Source organism: Myxococcales bacterium, assembly GCA_012513515.1.
In the GTDB taxonomy this organism is placed as follows: Bacteria; UBA10199; UBA10199; order 2-02-FULL-44-16; family JAAZCA01; genus JAAZCA01.
Window position 1 is genome coordinate 1 of the sequence record JAAZCA010000021.1, and the last position, 21,488, is coordinate 21,488.

The window sequence follows — 21,488 nt, forward strand, 5'->3', positions numbered from 1 at the left end:
AGAAGCTAGAAGCGAGAGGCTAGAAGCTAGAAAAACCTCGCCTGTAGAAATCTCGCTTCTCACTTCTAGATTCTAGCTTCTTGATGTTTTGGTCGATGGTCAATCGTCCATGGTCAAAGTTATTGTTGCTGCTAGCTTTTCAGAGGTTCCTTAATTTTTTAAATTTGCATGAATAAATTCTTCTGGCGTAAAATTTGTGCGCGCCCGGCAGGATTCGAACCTGCGGCCCTCTGGTCCGAAGCCAGATGCTCTAATCCGCTGAGCTACGGGCGCGTAATTCCAATTATTACAATAAAAATGACGTCCGTCCTACATCTTTTGAGCGCTAATCCGTCGCCGACATCCTCACGATTTTTTAGACATCAAAAAATCGTCTGCGGTGCCGAGCGTCCTCGATTCCACCTGTAGTTTTTGCAAAGCAAAAACTACGTGGAATCGGGATGAGCTACGGGCGCAAAATCTCAATCAAACTTTTTTACCATGGGTAACGACCACCGACGTCGTAATACCGCCGCGGACGTTGAATTCACCTGTTATCTCAAGCCATCTGGGAGAAATCGTTTTCACGATGTCGTTCGCAATTTTATTCGTTACTGCCTCGTGAAAAGCCCCCTCGTTCCTGTAGCTCCAGAGATACAGCTTCAGAGATTTCAGCTCTACGCACAGGTCGTCTGGAATATATCTTATTTTTATCCTGGCAAAATCCGGCTGGCTGGTGACAGGACACAGACAGGTGAACTCAGGACAGTCCATGAAAATTTCGTAGTTGCGCTCAGGATTTGGATTCGGAAATGTTGCCAGCTCGCTGGAAGGTTTTGTCGTCATCTCTCCTCACTTGGGCAGGCCGACCTGCCGCGTTCCGATTCCAGCCTCTTTAAGTAATTTCATTGGAACTGAATTGATCGAATAATCCTTGCTGTAGACAACCTCGCTGAGGCCGGAATTTATTATCATCTTAGTGCACATCAGACAGGGGGAATATGTCGTGTAAATAGTTCCTCCCTTGATGGATACGCCGTGATAAGCGGCTTGGACGATCGCATTTTCCTCCGCATGGGAACAGAGACAATCCCCAAGGTCATGACCTGATTCTCCAAAGCTGTGGCACCTCGGACACCCCCCCTCATTGCAGTTGATTATTCCGCGGGGAGTTCCGTTATATCCGGTGGATATGATCCTTCTGTCCCTGACTATAACAGCAGCGACTTTGCGCTTTATGCAGTTGCCGCGCAGCGCCACAACGCTGGCAATATTCATGAAGTACTCATCCCAGTCGGGCCGGTGCTGGTCGGCGGCAATCGCCTTTATCACCTGACGGACCTGTTCATGCAGATCCTCTATAGTGCTGTTGTTGAATATAACCGCATCGGCCATCTCTGCGGTTCGGTCCATCTGCTGAGTTGTCGGGTCGGAGGTATTGGCCTCGCGCCTCTCGACATCCAGAAATTCCTCGTAAGTGGCAGGGTCGCCTTCACGCTTTCTTTCCAGAGTTCTTTCGAAGCGTACCTCAGGATCAGCCTCGACAGAGATCAGATGAAAATCGCGGCGCCGGCGCAGGGCCTCGACTTCGAAGGGGTTCCTTACCGAGTCCACCACGGCATGCGCATCCACACGAACTTTTTCAAGAATCCTCTCGGCGAGAACTCCTGCGCCGTAGCTTTTTCTAAGTTCGTTGCCGATTGCGATAAGGTTTTCGCGGCTCGGAGGCTCTTTTCTGGATTCAAGCTCATCCCTCAAAACATCTGAAAGAGAAAAGTATTCAAAGCCTCCGTTAACGAGAAACTTGGCGACCTCACCCTTACCCGAACAGTTCTTTCCTGTTATGCCTATTATCATGGGTCAAAGCCTCTAGCACATATGTCATTTTTGGCGCAACGTATTTCAAACAGGCCCTAACCGCTTGACAATGCCGGGATTGGCCCTAAAATCCCGCCCCATATGATCAAAGTCAGCCATATAAATAAGAGCTTTGGGAAGATTCATGCCGTAAACGATATCTCATTCGAAATCGCCAAAGGGGAGGTGGTTGGCCTTCTCGGTCCCAACGGCGCCGGCAAAACGACCACGATGAGGCTGATTACGGGCTACCTCTCCGCCGATTCAGGTGAGATAAAGATAGAAGGGATACCGGTGGACGAAGATCACATAGAGGCTAGAAAAAAAATAGGGTATCTGCCTGAAAACGCCCCACTCTATCATGAGATGGAAACGGTTGAATTCATAAAGTATATCGGAAAGCTGCGCTCTATAGAGCAGCAATTTCTTTCCTCCAGAATCGATGAAGTCATCGAAACATGCGGACTTGCCAATGTCGCAGGGAGGATGATCGGCGAACTTTCAAAGGGATACAGGCAGAGGGTAGGCCTGGCAGCGGCTATGATCCATAAGCCTCAGATCCTCATTTTAGACGAACCTACTTCCGGACTCGATCCAAATCAGATCTTTGAAATCCGCGAGCTCATAAAAAATATCGGACGCGAACGCACCGTCATGCTATCCACTCACATCATGCAGGAGGCAGAGGCGACCTGCGGCAGAGTCCTGATAATAAATTCCGGAGAACTGGCAGCGCAGGGAACTATATCCGAAATCCTCAAGCGTGGAAAATCGAAGATCGAGTATACGGTATCAATAAGGGCGAAGCGTGAAGATATCGAAAACGCCCTTCAAAATCTTATCGGTTTTCATCTCTCTTCTTGGATAAACGATTCGTCGGAGGCAAGGCAGAGGTTTGCGCTTGCCACAGACGATGGCTCGGAGCGCTCTGAAGAGATATTCTCGTGGGCGGTAAAACAAGGCTTCACACTTTCCGAACTGACGCACAACACGCTCTCTCTTGAGGAAGTTTTCAGGGAGCTCACTCAGGGCTGATATGAAAAATACAATATCAAATACGTTTGGAATCACCAAAAAAGAATACTTGTCGTATTTTTCATCGCCAATTGCCTATATATATATCACCACGTTCCTGGTTGCGGTGAACTGGATTTTTTTCAGATCGTTCTTCCTCGTAGGCCAGGCCGACATGAGGCAGTTTTTCGGAATCGCCCCTTGGATATTCCTTTTTTTTATACCTGCCGTATCGATGGGAAAATGGTCCGAGGAAAAAAAACAGGGAACCCTGGAAATACTCTTCACGCTTCCGATAGTAGACCGCACGATAGTCATCGCAAAATTTCTGGCGTCCCTTGCTCTCGTAATAACGGCGATTTTGCTCACATTTCCGATTGCGGCCACCGTATCCATAGTAGGAGACCCCGACTGGGGACAAATAGTCGCCGGATACTTCGGCATGACGATGCTTGGCGCGGCTTATCTTTCCGTAGGGCTAGCCATATCGGCATCGACAAAAAATCAGATAGTTGCGTTCATACTAACGGTAGCCGCAAACTTTTTAATACTCGTTCTCGGAACGCCACTTATCCTCGGAGGAAGGGGAGGACTGGTCATGTCTGCGATCAGCTACCTGAGCTTCATACCTCACTACGATTCTATCGCAAGGGGCGTGATAGACATCTCCGACATCGTCTACTACTGCAGCGTAATAGCATTCTTCCTTTTTATAAATTTGAAAATATTGGACAGAAAGGCGCGAACGTAAAAGATGAGAAGACTTCAGGCAACAATTTCGACAGCGGCCCTCCTAATATCCCTATTGGCGGTGAACTACCTGGCGGCTCGAAACCCGGCCAGATGGGACCTGACCAGCGACAAGCTATACACCCTTTCCAAATCCACCAACGAGATATTGAACAAACTCGACGACACGGTGACTGTCAGGATGTATTTCACATCCTCGATCCCTCCTTCCCTTGAGCCGCTACGCAGAGGGATAGAGGACATACTATCTGAATTCAAAACCGCGGCGCACGGAAAAATAAAAATAGAATTCATAGACCCTAACACATCGGCCACCGAGGAACAGAAGGCCGCGCTGCTCGGCATCCCTCCGGTTCAGCTAAACGTCATCGAGAAGGACAAACAGGAAGTTGCAAAGATCTATCTTGGCATGGCCGTAATGTACAAAGGCAGGCAGCAGGTGATACCGGTTGTTAGAAACGTGCAAAACATGGAGTACGATCTCACGGAGGCGATACTCAAAGTCTCTTCCGAAAATATGCCCAAGGTCGCATGGTTCGAAAAAACCGCGGATTCAAAATCTTCTTTCCAGCTGGTAAAAGCGAGCCTTGGAAGGCGCTACGAAGTTTTGGATATAACCGATAAAAATATCGGAGAGTTAGACGCGAAGGATTTCGGAGTCCTCGTTCTGGCGTCCCCTCCGGATTTCTCGAAAAATGAGATCGCGGCCATCGACGGATACCTGATGGATGGCGGCAAGATCATCGCCATGATAGACCGCTTCATCATCGGAACCGACATGGGACTAGAGCCTTTTAAGTCCTCTGCGGTGGATATGCTTTCGCATTACGGAATTGACGTTGATAATTCTATGGTTGTGGATCACTCCAACGCGATGGCCGCATTTACAGGCGGACCCGTAACCTACCACCTCCCTTATCCTTACTGGGTTGAAGTTCGCGCGGGCCAGTTCGATCCGGAAAGCCCCATAGTGTCAGACCTGCAATCCGTAGTCCTTCCATGGACGAGCCCCCTTTCTATTTCCGGTGCCGGGGAGGAAAATGAAGATCAGGTCCTTGCATACTCCAGCCAGCTATCGACTGCCGTTCCGGCCGATGAAATAAAAACGGACCCGAAAACCGCAGGAGAGGCCCTGTTGGACGGGAAAAAAGAAAGCATGCCGCTGATAGCCTTGGCCAAAGGGCCATTCGGGAGCTTCATAAAAAAAATGAGTAAGGGGTCATCGGCCGAAAGTCCGTCTGTCTCAGCGATATTGGCCGTTGGGACCTCCCGATGGATAGATGACGCATTCCTCGAAAATTTTCCGCAAAATGCCGCTATCTTTGAAAACGCCGTCGACGCCTTCGTGATGGGAGAAGCGCTCATAGGAATAAGGTCTCGTTTCGACACCTCGAGGCCAATAGCGATGATGCCTGAGGGGGCCTCGGCCGTCTTCAAATTTCTAAACTTGGCGATAGGCCCTGCTATCATGATCGCGATTGGGGTCGTCGTGTGGATCTTTAGAAAAAGAAAGTTTTCCAACTTAAAGAGGAAATATTCGAAATGAAGAGATCGTTAGTCTATCTGGGGCTAGCCCTAATAGCCGTCATTATAGCTCTGTCAGTCGAGAACCCTTTCTCATCGCGCGTAGCAGACAGCGATGGAATGGGATATTTCATCAAAGATTATGATTCGAAGAATGTCGCAGAACTGAGAATAACACAGCTCCTAGATGGCGTATCTTTGAAAAAGAGCGACGGCGGATGGATCGCTTCGGAAATTCTAACCGATGCAAAAAAGGCCCTGATGTCAGCTGAACACAGATCGGAACCGGAAGTATCATCATCGAAAGCCGATTCAGAAAAAATAATTTCTTACCTTGGAATGTTCGGCGGTCTAGAAGAAGGAATAGAGGTCTCATCGAATCCCGATAACCATAATACCTACATGGTCGGAGCGGCCGGTCTTAGAGTCACGGCTCTATCATCGGAAGGAAAAAAAATATTCGACGTAATAATAGGAAGCGGCGGACCGGATTTCGGAAGCACCTACATTAGGCGCGCCGATGAAGAGAAGGTCTACCTCGTAAGAAGGCCGCTGCTCGGAATATTCTCGCCAAGAGCGCAAGACTGGTTGATGCCAGAATTAAAAGAAGAAGATCAAATACCGCTGAGCGATGCAAATTCGCCGAATCAGTGAGAGAACATCCTGACGCGCTTTCCAGATCCCCCGTTCCTTTATATGCTGACGTATCCTCCTCTACGGAATCAAGAACCTCAACAGCATTAATCTTTCCAGCTCCGAAGCTGTCTCGTTTGTCGGTTGTTTTCTTCGTCATCCCGGCCTCGGAGGCCCCCTCGGCCAGCGCATTCCTGACTTCCTTCACCCCAAGGGTATTGTTTCTTTCCAGAAGAAGCGCCACAACCCCGGCTATATAAGGCGAGGCCATCGATGTTCCTGCATTTTTAAAATGAAGTTCATTCGTCTTGAGGGCGCTGGAAACTCCGCTCTCCCTTGCCTTCGAAGAGACTATAGGTTCACCCGGCGCGACTATATCCGGCTTCGTTCTGGCGTCGGCGGTAGGCCCGAGGCTTGAGAATGAAGAGAGGTCATCGACGATGGAACCAAGACCTCCAGGAGAATCTATATCCGCCTGGCTGTAGGTTTTACCATTCATGCCAGTCCATTCGCTGACCCCTGAACCGATAGGTTTCTCCGCCAGCCAGCTGCCAACTGCGATAACTCCCTTTGCTGTCGCAGGGATCGTCGTTGTCATAAGGCTGTCACCGTCGAAAAGATCGTATGCCGCCCCCTTTCCACTCCCAGCCATGTCCGGCGCCACACCTTCGATCCCCTTCAAGAAATCATGAAAGGAGGTGTGATCGTAATAAAGCCACATATTTCCGCTGCATTCTCCGGAGGAAGATTTAATAACTATATCAAACCACATGCTCTCGAGAAGCGCTCCAAGCTCGCTCTTGGCAGGATAAAGGAGCACAGTAGCGTGTGGCTTATCGTTTCTTATATCCGACGGATCAATTTCGATGTCGGCCTTCACCGAACCGTCCTCCGCTGTAATCGTATCGGAACTCTCCTCACCGAATGAAATATTCTTTGCATGGAGGACGGCCTGGCTCGTCGAGGTGAGTCCCGCGAAGGTGAAGTCTTCAACTGCTCGTCCTTCGGTATATCCATACACGGACAGCTCGCAATTGCCGGCATTTCCATCGAGCCATATATCAACCATGGTGCCACCGACGAAGGATGAAGTACTACTTGACCCGTTCCATATAGCAAGCCTGGAACCTTTTGCTTCTTTAGAACCTACTGCTATCGAAGAATGTATTCCGCCTATGTAGGGCCTTCGCGTCGGCCAAAAAGATTCCGGTATGACCTGTTCGTTGCCGGCAGCGCCTACGATTATTCTGCCAACCCCTGTTTGTTCAGTCAGCCCCTCTTCCATCAGCGATGTCCCGTCGTGGGCTCCAAGGGAAGTCCCAAGGCTCAAGTTTACAACAGCGGCCTTGTCAAGGAGGTCTGCCTTTTCAAAAATCGCAGCGACGCTATCGACGACGCTAGCACCAAAAGATGTTGGCAATTCACCGCTGGTATAGGCATCAGAGGCGTCGAGAAATGCAAACATGATATCCGCCTGCGGCGCTATCCCGGTATATTCAGAATCGGAACTCGCCGCTATTCCCGTAACGTGGGTTCCATGAGTGAATCCCTGTCCGCCATCCTCTATTTCACATGATTTTCCCGTTATTGAGCCCTTGGTACACTCGATAGTTCGGTCGTCAATCTTCTGTTTCAGGTATTGAATCCTCGTAACGCGTGAAGAATCCCAAAAATCAGGATGGCCGTAATCGAGACCGTCATCTACAACTCCGATAACCACATTCTTCCCCTTATACTTCACACCGAGCCCTTTTCCGTTTTGCACATCTGCCACGTTACCGGCTGCACGCGCAGTATCCATCTTTGAAGAAAGCGGGGATGAAAACTCTACGAATAAAACTTCCTCTCTATCGGCCAAGGGCTTGACCATATCGATGGGTATCGATGCCGAAAGGATCGATCCTGTTATCGCTGTCGCTGAACCGCCACTTTTTTCTACAAACTCAATTGTATCTTTCGCGTTTTTGGATTTTACGAGACAGGGAACCAGTCGTATTCCGCCACGCTCGGGAAGCGTCTTCGACCATGTCGCAGCTTCCCCCTTCCGAACTATCGACCTCATCATCAGATCCATGCCGCCGGGATAAGCGCTGCCATAGTTCGCAAAAAAGATAATAAAAAACAGGAAGGATATCTTACGCACCAAAACCCCCGCGAAATTAGTTTTTCCAAGTGTGAGATGAACAGGAAAAAATACCCAAATCAACTACATTCAGAGGCACCGATGAAACTAACTTTGGGAGAACCGATGAGGGGCTCCGAAAGCGAAGTCTCCTTTTCAGCGACCTATTATGACCCTCAAGAGATCACCGGTCTCCTTCTTTTCGCTGCTCTGGCCATCCGGAAGGGGCTCCTTATTGGGAAATGCAGACTTTGGAGCAGCCTGAAGGGGTGATTTTTTACCTGAAACGACTGCCTTTGGACTCTTTTTCTCCTGGGGAGCGGTCGTAGCTTTTGCCGGATCGGTAGCCGGCGAGGGGGCGCTTTTGGCTGCCCGCTCTTCGGCCTGTTTTGCAAACTCAACATGGTCCAGCTGAACTAGGGCCGAAGCGAGTGTGCCAGAGAGTTTCACTGGAAGCAGCATTCTATCCTGCTCGTCAAGAAGCTTGCCTCTTGCACCCTTATCGGTCACGAGCTGTAGCGAAATCCCTTTCGGGATGACGATGACGCCCTTTCCGTCGATCATCCCTTCGCCGAATCGCTTATCAGAAGCGGGATCCCCCGCCTCAGGATATTTTATCGATGCGGAAAAGCTCTCAGCCTCATAGAGCGGATTTTTCCATCCAACTTCCGACGCTGAAAGAAGATTGCCGCTCAGTGAAAATGTGGCTTTAAAATCTGATATCGCGCCGTCTATGTTTTCCAGCTTGCTTTTGACTTCAGCCGAAAGAGGAAAATCTGAAACGGCCTCAATCCCCCTCCACGCATCCTGATTGAAGATAAGCTGCCCGAAGTTGTGGGACTGCCAAGAGCCGGAATCGAGGATCAAGGATCCAGATAGTTTCATATTGCCGGCAATGGTGAGCTGGTCGGAACCTTCGGAAGAAGCCTCGATGACAACTGAGCTGTTTCCGGAGATCAGTCCGCCAAGCGACTGGATTTTGGAGGGATCAACTTCGCTGGCAATCCCACTGAAGGTAAAGAGATGCTTTTCGCCCCTTTCCAGCTTTCCATTCCCGGAGAAGGAGCCGCCGGCAAATTTTCCGCGAATGACGGGGAATTCAAGAACTCCACCCTGAGATATGACGCTTCCCTCCGCGGCGTCGATAAAGATACCGGCAAAACCAAGAGATTCTGATGTAAAATCTATTTTCGTCTCCGAGTTGTCTCCATTCGAATTTTTTATCGAGCCCCGAGCCTTCACCGTGGCGGACAAATTCTTGAAAGAATCGACAGTTGCGATAGGTGGAAAATAGTTTTTCACCTGAAAATCACTCAGCCCATTGCCATCCAGTTTAATTTCATATGAAAGCGAATCGTCACGTCTGATAAATCCGGATGCGTTCAGTTTGGCCTCCCCAAGGAATATTTCCAAATCCCTGATAGATATCGCATCCGATTGAACGAGCGCCGACCCATGCAACTTCATCGGCAGCCCCGCGGTTTTTGAAAAAATTCCTCCGTAGGACATCGAACTCTGAGCGGAGTCTATTTGAACCTTGAGCTCATAAACTACCGGCGAACCCTTTGCAAAAATGTCGACAGCCACCGGCCCTTGCCAGTCGAGCCTGCTTACTACCTCATTGATAGCATCGCGGTAAATCGATGATAGCATCGCCGGTGTGAAGGTCATCGTCGCGACATGAAAATCGAAGATCGGAGATGCAGCCGAAAAATTCACGGTACCATCCATTGAAGCCTGAACTCCGGAGAGGTATATGGTGGAATCGTTGAGGGCGAGGACTTTGCCACCCTCGTCCAAAACGAGATTTCCGGTGATACTTACATTTTGGACATCAGATCCAAATGCAGCCGCACTGGCACGGACAGCGGCCCTTATTATTTTTTTAGATGGTTCCTCTGAAGAGGGCATCCGGTCAATGTTTCTGGCGGAAAAATCGATGTCGGTTACAAGCACGGGCGAAGCATCCCCCTCTTCCATGATGCTGACCGATCCGCTGGTCACATCCAGAGATGTTATTATCAGCTTTTCATCCGACAGAAAGTTGCCCGCATCGAAAGCTCGATCTTCGGCTTGCTCTTCAGCATGCGCTTCAGAAATAATTCCGCCTAGCAAAAAACCTTGGGGGCCGCCTTCAGCCGCCTCATCAGGCGATGACACCTCTTCGGCCGAATCCTTTGCGGGAACAGGCAGGGGTTCCCCGTCACCTATCGCAGGGGCCGCCGGCAAAGATTTAAACTCTACATTGGCGTCTATATCCGCATCTGAAAATGATTCCCCGATGGCATCGACCTCTGGGCGCTCAAACCCGCTGGGAGCATCGCGCCCCGATGAAAAGCCGAAAATGCGCCCGAGGTTTGAAACTCCGCTAGATACCCGATAGTTTACGCTTACGTCGTAGAACTTCATCGCAGTGACGATCTCTCCCCGCAGCAAGCTCATCAGCGATAGATCCCCTTCTATTTTTCCTACGGATATCGCTGTCTGTCCTACAAACGGCGGCTCTGTAGAAATAATCGCCAGATTCTTGATCGTATACCCAGGGTGTGGAACAAATCGCAGCCGGAAGCTACTCATAGCGACTCGAGAGCCGGACCCGCCGATGCTGCGTTCTATCAGCGTTCTATATTTGTCCGTGGATATGAAAAAAGGGCCCGCTATTGCGGCTATGAGCAAAAGCGCGACCGCGACAAGCGTTGCAACGAGGATTTTTTTCACCTATCCCCCCAATGAATTCAAGACGTTAGCATACAGGCGGATGGTTGGCAATATGAGAGGTATGCGGGATTTCAATTGTGGACCCTCAGCTTCAACTCTTCAAGCCAGAGAAGCAACAGGTCGCGAATCCTTTTGTTTAATCCGTCGGGAATTCGCCGCGTCTGCATAACCGACATGAACGCATCCAGAGCGCTCCTCGTCTCACCCACCGTCAGGGGTATTCCGGAGGCATGCTCCAAGGTCTCCCTGTATTTGAGAGTCGTATTGACGAGCATGGCAAGCATCTCCTTTGTGCCGTCATCGGCGCTCTCGAATCTGCTGGAAATCCTCCCGAACAGTTCCCTTATGTCGTTATCGTCGATATCAGCCTTCATGACTTTCAATTGTCATTTTCATCCGACATTCTCAAGCGATATTTTGAATCCCAAAGCCACTGAACGCTGCAAAATAACGGCTTGCGGCGGAGAGTTCTATCGGCTATGCATCCATGAACCCCAAGGAGGGGGCGCGATGGCTGGGATCTTCATAACTTTTGAAGGGATAGAGGGATGCGGCAAAACCACGCAGATAAGGCTGCTCAATGAAGAACTGCGTAGCATGGGGTTTTCTACCGTTCTGACGCGAGAGCCCGGCGGAACACCGATATCCGAAAAAATAAGGGCGATATTGCTAGATCCTGCAAGCTCGAAAATATCCCCAAAAACAGAGCTGCTCCTCTACGCCGCAGGAAGAAACCAGCATATATGCGAAGTGATCTCACCCGCGCTAGCATCGGACAAGATAGTCCTCTGCGACCGCTACGCCGATGCAACGAAGGCTTATCAGGGAGCTGCCAGAGAGATCGCCCCTGAGATAATAGAATCGATTCACAGAATCGCCACCGACGGGCTGATGCCTGATTTGACCATACTCCTCGACTGCGATGCTGAGGTCGGACTTTCACGCGCCATAAAGAGGAACTCCGAAGAATCGATCTCTGGGAGCAGCGACCGTTTCGAACGCGAGAAAGTGGAATTTCACCAACGCGTCCGCGAAGGATATCTGAAGATATCGGCATCCGAACCGGGCAGGGTAAAAGTATTTGACGCGACCGAAGCGCCGTCCGTCATCCACTCGCAGATATTGTCCGAGGTCAAAAGAAAGATCGGAAATACAGGATGAACTCTATAGTAGGACACAAATCGCAGATCGAAAATATCCGAAAGACACTGGAAGCCAAGATGATGCCGCATGCCTTTCTCTTCACGGGTCCGGAAGGAATCGGCAAAAAAAGCGTCGCGCTTGAGATATTGAAATCGTTCACCTGCGTTAAGACGAAGGGCAGTACGATCGGCTATTGCGAAACATGCGCTGGATGCGTAAAATTCGAAGGCTCCTCTCACCCGGATCTGTTTTTCATCCAACCCGACGGGACACAGATAAAAATTCCCCAGATCCGCGAACTGCAATCGAAGCTGATTTATCATCCCCTCGAGGCCAATCAAAAGATGGTCCTCATAGACGACGCGCACAAGATGAACGAAGAGGCGGCAAATGCCCTTCTGAAAACGCTGGAGGAACCGCCGGAGTTCACGCATTTCATACTGATATCGGCGATGCCGCACCGCCTCCTTCCGACTATCAGATCCAGATGCCGTCAAATCGCCTTCTCTCCGCTCAAAGATGAAGATGTCGCGAAGTACCTAATTAAAAATTGTGCTCTGGAGGAAAAGAAAGCCTCCCACATAGCACGCCTGGCCGGGGGAAGCATAGGCAACGCTATCTCATTTGATCCTGCATTCGTATCAGGAGTTCTGGAACGTTTCACTGCCGTCTCCAACAAATCATCCACCGCCGACATACTGGAACTTTCAGAGACCTGGGGAAAAGAAGACACGGACAAAACAAGGTTCATCCTTGATTTTCTATCGGTCCTGCACAGGGACATGATGATGTATCTCATAACCGGCAAAAAGACCGATCTCGTCAACGAAGAGGCTGTTAAAGGCGCCTCATTCAGATCCGTCGAGCGCATCGACAAAAACCTAGATGAGATATTCGCGGCGAGGGCGAGTCTGGAATTCAACTCAAATAAACAGTTGATGTTTGAAAATCTTCTATTTACTTTAACCTCGTGAAATAAAAGGGCTTATGAACATTGAAAGCATAAATATTGAAGGCCAATCCCCTCAGCAGCCAAAGCCAGCTGAGCTCGTAGTGGGGGTTCAATTTAAAACCGCGGGAAAGATCTACAGCTTCCTGACCACCGACCCATCCCTCAAGACTGGGGACCAGGTTCTGGTCGAGGCCGATGATGGAATGTCGGTTGGATGGATCATAAATCCACCAAGGGAGTTCGAAGCATCGCATGCGCCGAAAAATCTAAAGCGCGTTTTGCATCGCGCTACGCAGAAAGAAATAGAAGAGGCAGCTCTTCGCAGAGAAAAGGCGATGGAGTATTTCGATATCTGCAAAAAGAAAATAGCGGAACACAGCCTGCAGATGAAGATGATCGACGCAGAAATAGTCGAAGGCGGCAAAAAGGTTATTTTCTTTTTCTTCGCAGAGGAAAGGGTTGATTTTAGAAGCCTGGTAAAAGACCTGGCAAGCTCGCTGCACATGAGGATAGAGATGAGACAGGTGGGTTCACGCGACGAATCCAAACTGCTTGGATGCATAGGCCCCTGCGGACTCGTAACCTGCTGTTCCTCACATATGCGACAATTTCAATCGATATCCATATCCATGGCAAAAAATCAGGGGCTGACGCCAAACCCGGCGAAACTCACCGGAATGTGCGGCAAACTCAAGTGCTGCCTCGCATACGAACAGGAGGCTTATGCAGAGCTGAGGCAGGGGCTTCCAAAACTCGGAGCTGCGGTTGAGGGTCCAAAAGGGGCCGGCAAGATAGTCGATCTCAATATACTCAAGCGCGACTGTTCCGTCCAGCTCTATGGAGGCGGCATAATCCGTTGCCTTTGCAAAGATTTAAAAATCCTCTCAAAGGATGAAAAGGAAAAGGCGATTACGGCGATGCGTACCGCCGAACATCAGGAAGAGAGGTCACGCGATCGCAGATCCTCAAACGACAAACGCATTAACAGAAACAACAGGGACAGAAAACATGTCAAAAAGGGATGACCGCTTTTACATCACCACAGCCATAGACTACGTAAACAGCGTACCTCACATAGGCACAGCCTACGAAAAAATCGGAGCCGACGTTCTAGCCAGATGGAACAGGATGATGGGCAAAGAGGTCCATTTTCAGATGGGAAATGACGAGCATTCCATCAACGTATGGAAGGCAGCGCGTGAAAAGGGACTCCATCCAAAACAGTACTGTGATGAGATGCGAGTCCAGTTCGAAAATATCTGGCAAAACCTTTCCATATCTTACGACGGATTTATACAAACATCCGACCCGTTGCATGAAGCCGGAGTGCAAAAACTCTTCTCCAAGATAATGGAAAGTGGCGACATCTACAGCGCACGATACGAAGGCTGGTATTGCGAATCCTGCGAGGCATATCTCACAGATAAAGACCTGATCGAAGGGCTCTGCCCCAACCACAAAATGAAGCCGAAATGGCTCTCGGAGGAAAACTACTTTTTCGCACTGTCCAAATACGGCGACAGGCTGCTTAAACACATCGAAAAAAATCCGGAGTTCATACTGCCTGACATCAGAAAAAATGAAATCGTAAGCCTCATACGCGATGGACTTCAGGACGTATCCGTTTCGAGATCCTCCTTCGACTGGGGCGTAAAGCTGCCAAACGACGACCGGCACATCGTTTACGTCTGGTTTGACGCTCTCATAAATTACATCACAGCGGTGGGCTACGGCTCAAACGAGGAAAATTTTAAAAAATGGTGGCCGGCAGATGTCCACGTCATCGGCAAGGACATAACCAGATTTCACTGCGTGATATGGCCAGCTATGCTGATGAGCGCCGGCATCGAACTGCCAAGAACGATATTCGGGCACGGATTCGTCTATCTGAAGGGCGAAAAGATGAGCAAGAGCCTTGGCAACATCGTAAAGCCGATGGATATCATAGAAAAATTCGGAGCAGATCCTCTTCGATATTATCTTATGCGCGAAGGCGGTTTCGGCCGCGATAGCGACTTCACCTGGGAACATTTTATCGAAAGATATAACGGCGACCTTGCAAACGGAATAGGGAATCTTGTTGCAAGAACCATCGGGATGGCCGCGCGTTATCAGGATTGCATAATCGACCCTCCTTCGAAGATTGATCCATCATCTGAAATAGCTTCGGCGGCAAACGGATTATTTGAAAAATTTTCCTCAAACCTAAATCACCTGAACGGAGAAGTTGAGTTCCATCATGCCCTTGCAAATATCTGGGAGCTCGTCGCTTCGGCAGACAGGCACGTCAATGAAAACAAACCTTGGGAGCTCGCGAAGAAAAATAAAAAAGATCGCATAAACACGATACTGTGGGAGCTCGCCTCCGCAATACGCGTAGTTGCCACAGCGCTTTTCCCCTTCATGCCTTCGACGGCTGAAAAAATATGGTCTGACATGGGATTCGAAATCTTCGGTGATCTGGCCGAACAGGGCGCCGCATCCCTGAAATCGCCCTGGGGAAATATCGACAAAAAAATAACTGCTAAAAAAGCAAACGGCCTATTCCCCAGAATAGAAGAAGAGGAAAAAAAGGATAAACCGGAAGCAAAAAAGACAGAGTCGCCCAAGAAGGAGAAGAAGATGGAAATGGCATCGGGAAATATAGTTCAGCTCCTGGATATCCAGGATTTTGCCAAGGTAGAATTGAAAGTAGCCGCCGTAATTGGGGCCGAAAAGGTCGAGGGGGCGGACAAACTTTTGAAACTCATCATAGATATCGGCAGCGAGAAGCGCCAGATAGTCGCCGGAATAGCGAAGCACTATTCGCCTGAAGAACTTATAGGGAAAAAGATAGTCGTAGTAACCAACCTCAAACCTGCCAAGCTGCGCGGAATAGAATCCAACGGCATGCTCCTGGCGGCATCGGATGAAAATACCGTTTCCATACTTACGCCACTCAGGGATGTGGCTATAGGATCCCGGATAAAATAATTACAGCAGCAGGTCGTCCAGATCGGGGATGGAATCCTGAATGGGGCCGGTCTCCTTCGGCTTAGGTTTTGGACGAGCAAATGATGGAGCTGGCCTTGCAAACCCGCGCCTGCTCAGGGAGAGGTCCTTCGAATTACTCTCGATGACATCTATTATATGGCGGCTCTGTCGCTCCCATTTTTGAAGGGCCCTCTCTAGCAGAGGTTGGTTGACCGACCATAGAAGCGAATGTTCGCCCTTTATCTTCTGTTCTGAAAAAAGCCGATACCCCATGGAGAAGATCTGAAATCCTGTTTCATCAGGCCCTCCCCATACTACGAATGTAGCGGGCTCCTGTATTTGCAGCCTTATCTGTTTGTCGGGATCCCGCTCCGTGCGCAAAAAACCCACTATATTCAGGTTCAGCTTGATGCACCAGATTGGCTCGGTTAGCCCCTTCATGATGAGCATGAGTTCATCGAGGAAGGTCATCTGATTGAGATTGTCACGCCTGATCTGCCTGGATGCGTTGTATGTCGTGATCTCCATGTTGTCCGGCATCACGACACCGAAAAAAGCCCTGAGGAAATTAAAAACCTGCTCGAAAAACCAGACGTTCGTCTCCTCATGCCCCATCGATGTAAAATCGACATCCGGGTTAAAACCCCACGCTCCCACGACCTCCCCCTTGTCCGTAGCCTCGGTGAAAAAATCATCGAGGCCAGTGGGAATGTCGAAAGTGTCGTTTTTGCCCGCCATGAGGAGGATGTTATATCAAATAAGGGCGCGCTGTCCAGAGGCAGAGGACCTCTTTTGACCTAAAAAGAGGCGTTGATAAACTCTAGCAGGTTCCCAGGGAGGATGCCCAGCAAAAGCGAGGCGGCCAGGGCTATCGCCAAGGCCGATATCACAGCCGCACCTGTATATATCGCTTCTCCGTCGGACCGGATATCGCCTTCCTGCTTTGTGAAATAGATCGCCATCACTGGTTTTACATAAAATGCTATCGAAATCACCGATACGACTGCCGCGACGAATCCGAGCAAAATATCCCCTCCGGTCAATATCGTTCTGAAAAGATAATATCGCCCTGCAAATCCAACGGTCATCGGAATGCCCGCCAGAGAAAAAAGCAAAATGGCGAATGATGCGGAAAGAAATGGGCTTCTTTGGGAGCTCCCTGAAAGCCTCCCGATATCGGCCGTCACATCGGAACCCGGTAAAAGAGCGGCGACCGCTGCAAAGGCTCCAGCTGTTGCGATTCCAAATGCAGCGGCGTAGAAAACCATCCCTTTCATCGCAGCGGCGGGGTCAAAGACCATGGAGGGAATAACAGCCAACATATACCCTCCCTGCGAAATCGATGCGTACGCAAGCATCCTCTTGAGATTTTCCTGGCGAAGCGCCACCACCGCACCGAATATCATCGTTGCAGCTGAAATCCCAAAAAGAAGATGGTGCCATACCGGATCGTAGGATGGAGATATCGCGATCGCCAGTTTAGCAAGGATGATCACTGGCACCATCTTTCCAACGGTAGTGATGAAAGACGCACCCGGCACTGGAGCGCCCTCCACCGCATCGGGCATCCATGCGTGAAACGGAAAAGCCGCGATCTTGAATCCAAAATATGAAACCGCCATCGCTGCGCCGAACATGAAAAAAGACTTCGTAGAAGGGTCTGTTATAAATTTCGAGTTGGCCTCTATCTCGCCCAGCGCAAGGCTCGCGACGCTGCCAAATATGAATGCCATCCCCATCATAAAAAATGCAGCTGCAAAGGCGGCTGAAATGAAATATTTGAGGGCCCCTTCGAGGGAGTATGAGTTATCACTTCGCGCGGCAACCGTGGCATAGGAAGAAACTCCGGCTATTTCCATGGAAACAAAAATCATGAGTATGTCGTTTGAGGATACCGCCAAACAATATGACGCTGCCGCGATCAGAATAAATGCAAAGTAGGAGTCGGCCTCTCTCCTTATCGCCACCTTTGACGGCAGTGCGGTAAGGGCAGAAATTCCGGTCACTATGAAGATTATCATCCATATCGCAAGACAGGATTTACCTACGGAAAACGGGCCGAAGGCAAGATCATCTGCGGTCGGCCACATCATCCATGAAAGGGAAAATGCTGCAAGAAGCGCCGCAGATAATATCACCAGCGCAAATGAATCACCTGCTTCCTCATCTGAATCCGATGGTATCGCGTCCTTGATCAGGAGTATGACAGCAGCTAAAATCAAAACCAGCAACGGCGAAAAGATTTTCGCCATCAGCAGCCAGTCTATATTGCACAATTGTCCCTGCATAATTTCACTCTCTCCGTAATGCGTCCGACGCACCCGACTCAGTTGTATAGCCAAGCTCGGAGGCCGGAATTATCATCTCCACCCTGTTCGCAAGCTTCACGAATGCACCTGCGGAACCAGCGACCCTTGAAATTATAAAATCGGGGAAGAGGCCTGAAAGCACTATTGCGGATGACATTACGATCAGGGCCACCATCTCTCCAGCTCTCACCGGCGATATCGTACCCAACTCTTCATTGGAAACCTTGACGCATACCGATCTTGCCGCGGTCCATATCATAAGGGCTGCGGCCACAGCCAACCCAAGCATCCCTATTATGGCAAAACAGGTTGAGTTCTGGAAAGCACCGAGAAATATCAGGAACTCACCTGGGAACATATTCAAAAATGGTACACCCGCGTAAGCTACGAACGAAAAAACCAAAAGGACCGACAAGACAGGCATCCTGCATGACATGCGGCAGAGGCAATGCAAATCCGTGTCGGATCCCCTGGCACAAAAAACGGATAAGAGTGCGAATATCGCAGAAACAGCGAACCCATGATTGACCATGTGCAATATAGATCCGGTCACCGACATCCGATTCGCCGCGAAAAGACCTATGAGCGCTACCCCCATATATGCGACGGTAGAAAATGCGATCAGCCTCTTTATTTCTTTCTGGGCGATGGCAATAAAAAACCCACCCACGACCCCTGACGCAGCTATCACGAGGATCGGCGTGTTATAATGAAGCGTCGCTGCTGGAAAAGCCGGCAGCACCAGCCTGAAAAATCCGTACGCGCCCATCTTGACCACTATGGCGCAAATTAAAATTCCAGCCGCGATCGGGCCTTCTTCAACGGAATCTGAAAGCCACGAGTGAAGAAGGATCAGGGGAACAGCTATCCCAAATCCGGCCGCAAAAATCATAAAAAAGAACAGCTGTTCATGTGCGCTGAATCTGTGAGAATATATGTCGAGAATTTCGGAAGATCCCCCGATCGCTGAAACAGCAGCAGTGCCTACAAAAAGAAGTGAAACGCTGGAGGACATGAATAATACAAACTTAACTGCAGCTCGTGCACCCTTTTTTCTACTGCCCATCCCAATCAGCATAAAAACAGGAAAAATGGCCAAGGCGTAGAAAAGGATCATCAGATAGAGATTCATCGATATGAAAAATCCCATCGCTCCGGCAGCGCTCAACAGTATCATCGAATAGAAAAATTTATACTCCGCTATCTCCTCCCTGAAAGATGCAAACAGGGTCGCAGCTAAAACCACTGAAGAGGTAAGAAGAAGAGCAGCCGATGCGCCATCTGCCCCAACGTGGTAACTGATACCGAGGCCCGGAATCCAGCTCATCAGCTCCTGAAAATCAAATTCGCCACTTTTATCTATCAGAGTAAAAATGACAGAGGCCAAAAGAAAGGATACCCCAGAAAAAACTGAGGCCAACCATCTGGCCAGCGCACGCGATCTTATCGGCAAAAGCGCTATAAGCGCCGCCCCTAAAATAGGAGCGAGCACAGTTAGACTCAGTATGTGATCGTTTAAAATATCCATTTATAGCGCCAAGTATCCTGCCGCTACGGCGGCACCAATCAAAAAATAGAGCAGATATCTCTGAACGAGCCCGTTCCCCATAATCGATGCGACGATGCCAATCATCCACACCAACTTTGAAATTCCACCCACTAGCACTCCATCGACGATTTTTCTATCGAGGTATTCATCTATAACTTTTTTCGAAACCCATATGGTCCCTCTGGCGAAAATTCTCTCATAAAGCGCATCGAAATAGAAACCGTTTGCGACGAGGGCATGGATAGGCCCAAGCCTGGAGGTTATCCTGCCTGGCCAATCCCTCTTCTGAGCATATATGACCCAGCTGAGTATTGAAAAATGTGCGGACCATATCATCGTAGCAACTGTAAGGATGAGCTCCATAGATCGAGAAGCTGCGGCAGGCGCACGGCTGACTTCATCTGCGATCAACGCACCTATCCATCTACCGAAATAGTCCCCTCCTCCAAAAGATTTTGAAGCTCCAATAAAACCACCGAATATCGTCAGGGTGGCGAGAATCATCATTGGTATTATCATCGAAACAGGAGATTCCGAGATTTTCTTGTACTGATCGAATTCAAAATTGGGTTCGCCGAAGAAGATCGCCCCAACCGCGCGAAATATGTAGAACGAAGTGATTCCGACAACGGCAAAGCCTGCAAACCATATCCCGAGGTGGTCTCTTTCGTAGAGCTGCCATAGTATGGCATCCCTGCTGAAAAAACCGCTGGCTGGAAAAATTCCTGCGAGTGCAACCGCGCCTATCACAAAGGTCCAGGCGGTAAGCGGCATAATGCGCTTGAGTCCGCCCATCTTCATGAGATCCCTTTCTCCGCCGAGGGCATATATCGCGCTGCCAGCAGAGAAAAAGAGCAACAGCTTGAATATGGAATGCGCAACAAGATGAAATACCGCAGCTGAAAAAGCGCCTACACCTATCGATGTGAATATCAGCCCGATCTGCGATATAGTGGAATAAGCCAGAAGTTTTTTAATATCGCGCTGTCCTACAGCAAAGACCGCTGCGCATAGGGCGGCAACTATTCCAAAGATGTATATCACAGACATGGCTGATCCAGACATCACCAGGATGAAGTTGAGCCTCACCATCAGGTAAGCTCCAGCGCATACCATCACCGCCGAATGTGCCAGCCCGGATATCGGAGTCGGCCCCTTCATAGAATCCAGAAGCCAGGTATGGAATGGAAGCTGAGCCGACTTTATTGCGCAGGCCGCAAACATCAAAATAGAAACTGTCGTAGCAACCGGAAGAAAGTAAAACGCATGGCGTTCCATACTCTCGAAGCTGAAAATCCCTATTTTAGGATCCACATCGCCGGCGCTCATAACGCCATATACGAGAAAAATTCCAGCCAGAAGCAAGACATCTGAAAAGGAGTTCCATGCGAAGGTCTTAACGGCCACCACCCTCTTAGACCTGTCAAAAAAATCCAGCCCTACAAGAAACGACGAGACGATTCCGGCAGCACTCCAACCGATGAACATGAAGGCCAGGTTGTCAGCAAGGACGAGGAGCATCATGGCAAAAAGAAAGATCCCAAGAAGAGCGAAGTACCTGGCAAAACCCGAATTTTTCCACATGTACCCTATCGAATATATGGAAGTGAGCAAACCAAGCCCGGATATCAAAAGGGACATGACCATAGAAAGCTGGTCTATTTTCAGCGAAAGATCGATCACTACTTCGTCCGACACTATCCATCTGTAGAGCGGTCCCGTTATCACAGCTGGATCGCCCGCTTCGAAAGCGGTGATGGTGAAAAAGAGAACAACCGCCCCTGCAAAGGAGATGGCCGAGGCTATCACTCCAAAAAGCGCCGACCACTCCCTATATTTTGCAACTTCACTCCCGGCGGTAACAGCTGAGATTATCGCATTCACAAATGCGGAAAAAAGCGGAGCGACCGCTATGAGCCAAATCAGCTCCTGGAGTGATATGCTCCTGTAAATCAGATCCAGCAT

16 protein-coding genes and 1 tRNA gene are annotated in these 21,488 nt (G+C 49.5%); 7 read left to right on the plus strand and 10 right to left on the minus strand.

The window, feature by feature from the left end; genetic code table 11:
• Positions 1-199: 199 nt before the first annotated feature.
• The 3 genes from GX659_04800 to GX659_04810 form a co-directional block, all read right to left on the minus strand.
• A tRNA-Arg gene (locus tag GX659_04800) sits at positions 200-273 on the minus strand.
• Positions 274-465: 192 nt separating this feature from the next.
• On the minus strand, positions 466-825 hold the full coding sequence (gene queF / locus GX659_04805; GenBank protein NLD28108.1) for an NADPH-dependent 7-cyano-7-deazaguanine reductase QueF: 360 nt from the start codon (positions 823-825) through the stop codon (positions 466-468).
• A 6-nt stretch (positions 826-831) separates the two neighbouring features.
• Positions 832-1,836, minus strand: coding sequence for an AAA family ATPase (locus tag GX659_04810; GenBank protein ID NLD28109.1), 1,005 nt, complete (start codon positions 1,834-1,836; stop codon positions 832-834).
• A 102-nt stretch (positions 1,837-1,938) separates the two neighbouring features.
• Between GX659_04810 and GX659_04815 the strand changes: the two genes are divergently transcribed.
• The 3 genes from GX659_04815 to GX659_04825 are packed head-to-tail and all read left to right on the plus strand — an operon-like array spanning position 1,939 to position 5,146.
• Positions 1,939-2,871, plus strand: coding sequence for an ATP-binding cassette domain-containing protein (locus tag GX659_04815; GenBank protein ID NLD28110.1), 933 nt, complete (start codon positions 1,939-1,941; stop codon positions 2,869-2,871).
• A 1-nt stretch (position 2,872) separates the two neighbouring features.
• Positions 2,873-3,601 carry an ABC transporter permease subunit gene (locus GX659_04820; protein ID NLD28111.1) on the plus strand — a complete coding sequence of 243 codons (729 nt, stop codon included), beginning with the start codon at positions 2,873-2,875 and terminating at the stop codon, positions 3,599-3,601.
• Positions 3,602-3,604: 3 nt separating this feature from the next.
• Positions 3,605-5,146, plus strand: coding sequence for a GldG family protein (locus tag GX659_04825; protein ID NLD28112.1), 1,542 nt, complete (start codon positions 3,605-3,607; stop codon positions 5,144-5,146).
• A gap of 486 nt (positions 5,147-5,632) precedes the next feature.
• Here GX659_04825 and GX659_04830 read toward each other — a convergent pair whose 3' ends face one another.
• The 3 genes from GX659_04830 to GX659_04840 all read right to left on the minus strand — a co-directional run bounded on the left by GX659_04830 (position 5,633) and on the right by GX659_04840 (position 10,971).
• Complete coding sequence (locus GX659_04830) at positions 5,633-7,900, minus strand: S8 family serine peptidase (GenBank protein NLD28113.1); 2,268 nt, start codon at positions 7,898-7,900, stop codon at positions 5,633-5,635.
• Between the two features lie 135 nt (positions 7,901-8,035).
• Positions 8,036-10,597, minus strand: a complete 2,562-nt coding sequence (locus GX659_04835; GenBank protein NLD28114.1) for a hypothetical protein — start codon at positions 10,595-10,597, stop codon at positions 8,036-8,038.
• Positions 10,598-10,668: 71 nt separating this feature from the next.
• Positions 10,669-10,971, minus strand: a complete 303-nt coding sequence (locus GX659_04840) for a hypothetical protein (protein ID NLD28115.1) — start codon at positions 10,969-10,971, stop codon at positions 10,669-10,671.
• Between the two features lie 145 nt (positions 10,972-11,116).
• Here GX659_04840 and GX659_04845 point away from each other — a divergent pair, with 145 nt between their 5' ends.
• The 4 genes from GX659_04845 to metG are packed head-to-tail and all read left to right on the plus strand — an operon-like array spanning position 11,117 to position 15,665.
• Positions 11,117-11,758 (plus strand): dTMP kinase, encoded by a 642-nt coding sequence (locus GX659_04845; GenBank protein ID NLD28116.1) that lies wholly within the window; start codon positions 11,117-11,119, stop codon positions 11,756-11,758.
• On the plus strand, positions 11,755-12,714 hold the full coding sequence (holB, locus tag GX659_04850; protein NLD28117.1) for a DNA polymerase III subunit delta': 960 nt from the start codon (positions 11,755-11,757) through the stop codon (positions 12,712-12,714). The genes GX659_04845 and holB overlap by 4 nt, the downstream gene beginning before the upstream one ends.
• 13 nt (positions 12,715-12,727) lie before the next feature.
• A complete protein-coding gene (locus tag GX659_04855; GenBank protein NLD28118.1) occupies positions 12,728-13,717 on the plus strand; it encodes a stage 0 sporulation protein in 990 nt (329 codons plus the stop codon).
• Entirely contained in the window at positions 13,701-15,665 is a 1,965-nt protein-coding gene (gene metG / locus GX659_04860) for a methionine--tRNA ligase (GenBank protein ID NLD28119.1), read from the plus strand. Before GX659_04855 ends, metG begins: the two co-directional genes overlap by 17 nt.
• On the opposite strand, the gene GX659_04865 is transcribed toward metG, so the two are convergent.
• Genes GX659_04865 through GX659_04880 form a run of 4 tightly spaced genes read right to left on the minus strand, consistent with a single transcriptional unit; the run spans position 15,666 to position 21,488 of the window.
• Positions 15,666-16,403, minus strand: coding sequence for a hypothetical protein (locus tag GX659_04865; GenBank protein NLD28120.1), 738 nt, complete (start codon positions 16,401-16,403; stop codon positions 15,666-15,668).
• 59 nt (positions 16,404-16,462) lie between these two features.
• On the minus strand, positions 16,463-17,953 hold the full coding sequence (locus tag GX659_04870; GenBank protein ID NLD28121.1) for an NADH-quinone oxidoreductase subunit N: 1,491 nt from the start codon (positions 17,951-17,953) through the stop codon (positions 16,463-16,465).
• Positions 17,954-17,957: 4 nt separating this feature from the next.
• The gene (locus tag GX659_04875) at positions 17,958-19,502 is read right to left on the minus strand and encodes an NADH-quinone oxidoreductase subunit M (GenBank protein NLD28122.1); all 1,545 of its coding nucleotides are present in this window, start codon (positions 19,500-19,502) and stop codon (positions 17,958-17,960) included.
• Entirely contained in the window at positions 19,503-21,488 is a 1,986-nt protein-coding gene (locus GX659_04880) for an NADH-quinone oxidoreductase subunit L (protein ID NLD28123.1), read from the minus strand.

Bases quoted from the DNA above. Each gene is read 5' to 3' on its own strand.
- queF (NLD28108.1), bottom strand. From the start codon at position 825: ATGACGACAAAACCTTCCAGCGAGCTGGCAACATTTCCGAATCCAAAT.
- GX659_04810 (NLD28109.1), bottom strand. From the start codon at position 1,836: ATGATAATAGGCATAACAGGAAAGAACTGTTCGGGTAAGGGTGAGGTC.
- GX659_04815 (NLD28110.1), top strand. From the start codon at position 1,939: ATGATCAAAGTCAGCCATATAAATAAGAGCTTTGGGAAGATTCATGCC.
- GX659_04820 (NLD28111.1), top strand. From the start codon at position 2,873: ATGAAAAATACAATATCAAATACGTTTGGAATCACCAAAAAAGAATAC.
- GX659_04825 (NLD28112.1), top strand. From the start codon at position 3,605: ATGAGAAGACTTCAGGCAACAATTTCGACAGCGGCCCTCCTAATATCC.
- GX659_04840 (NLD28115.1), bottom strand. From the start codon at position 10,971: ATGAAGGCTGATATCGACGATAACGACATAAGGGAACTGTTCGGGAGG.
- holB (NLD28117.1), top strand. From the start codon at position 11,755: ATGAACTCTATAGTAGGACACAAATCGCAGATCGAAAATATCCGAAAG.
- GX659_04855 (NLD28118.1), top strand. From the start codon at position 12,728: ATGAACATTGAAAGCATAAATATTGAAGGCCAATCCCCTCAGCAGCCA.
- metG (NLD28119.1), top strand. From the start codon at position 13,701: ATGTCAAAAAGGGATGACCGCTTTTACATCACCACAGCCATAGACTAC.
- GX659_04865 (NLD28120.1), bottom strand. From the start codon at position 16,403: ATGGCGGGCAAAAACGACACTTTCGACATTCCCACTGGCCTCGATGAT.
- GX659_04870 (NLD28121.1), bottom strand. From the start codon at position 17,953: ATGCAGGGACAATTGTGCAATATAGACTGGCTGCTGATGGCGAAAATC.
- GX659_04875 (NLD28122.1), bottom strand. From the start codon at position 19,502: ATGGATATTTTAAACGATCACATACTGAGTCTAACTGTGCTCGCTCCT.
- GX659_04880 (NLD28123.1), bottom strand. From the start codon at position 21,488: ATGCTGGATCTGATTTACAGGAGCATATCACTCCAGGAGCTGATTTGG.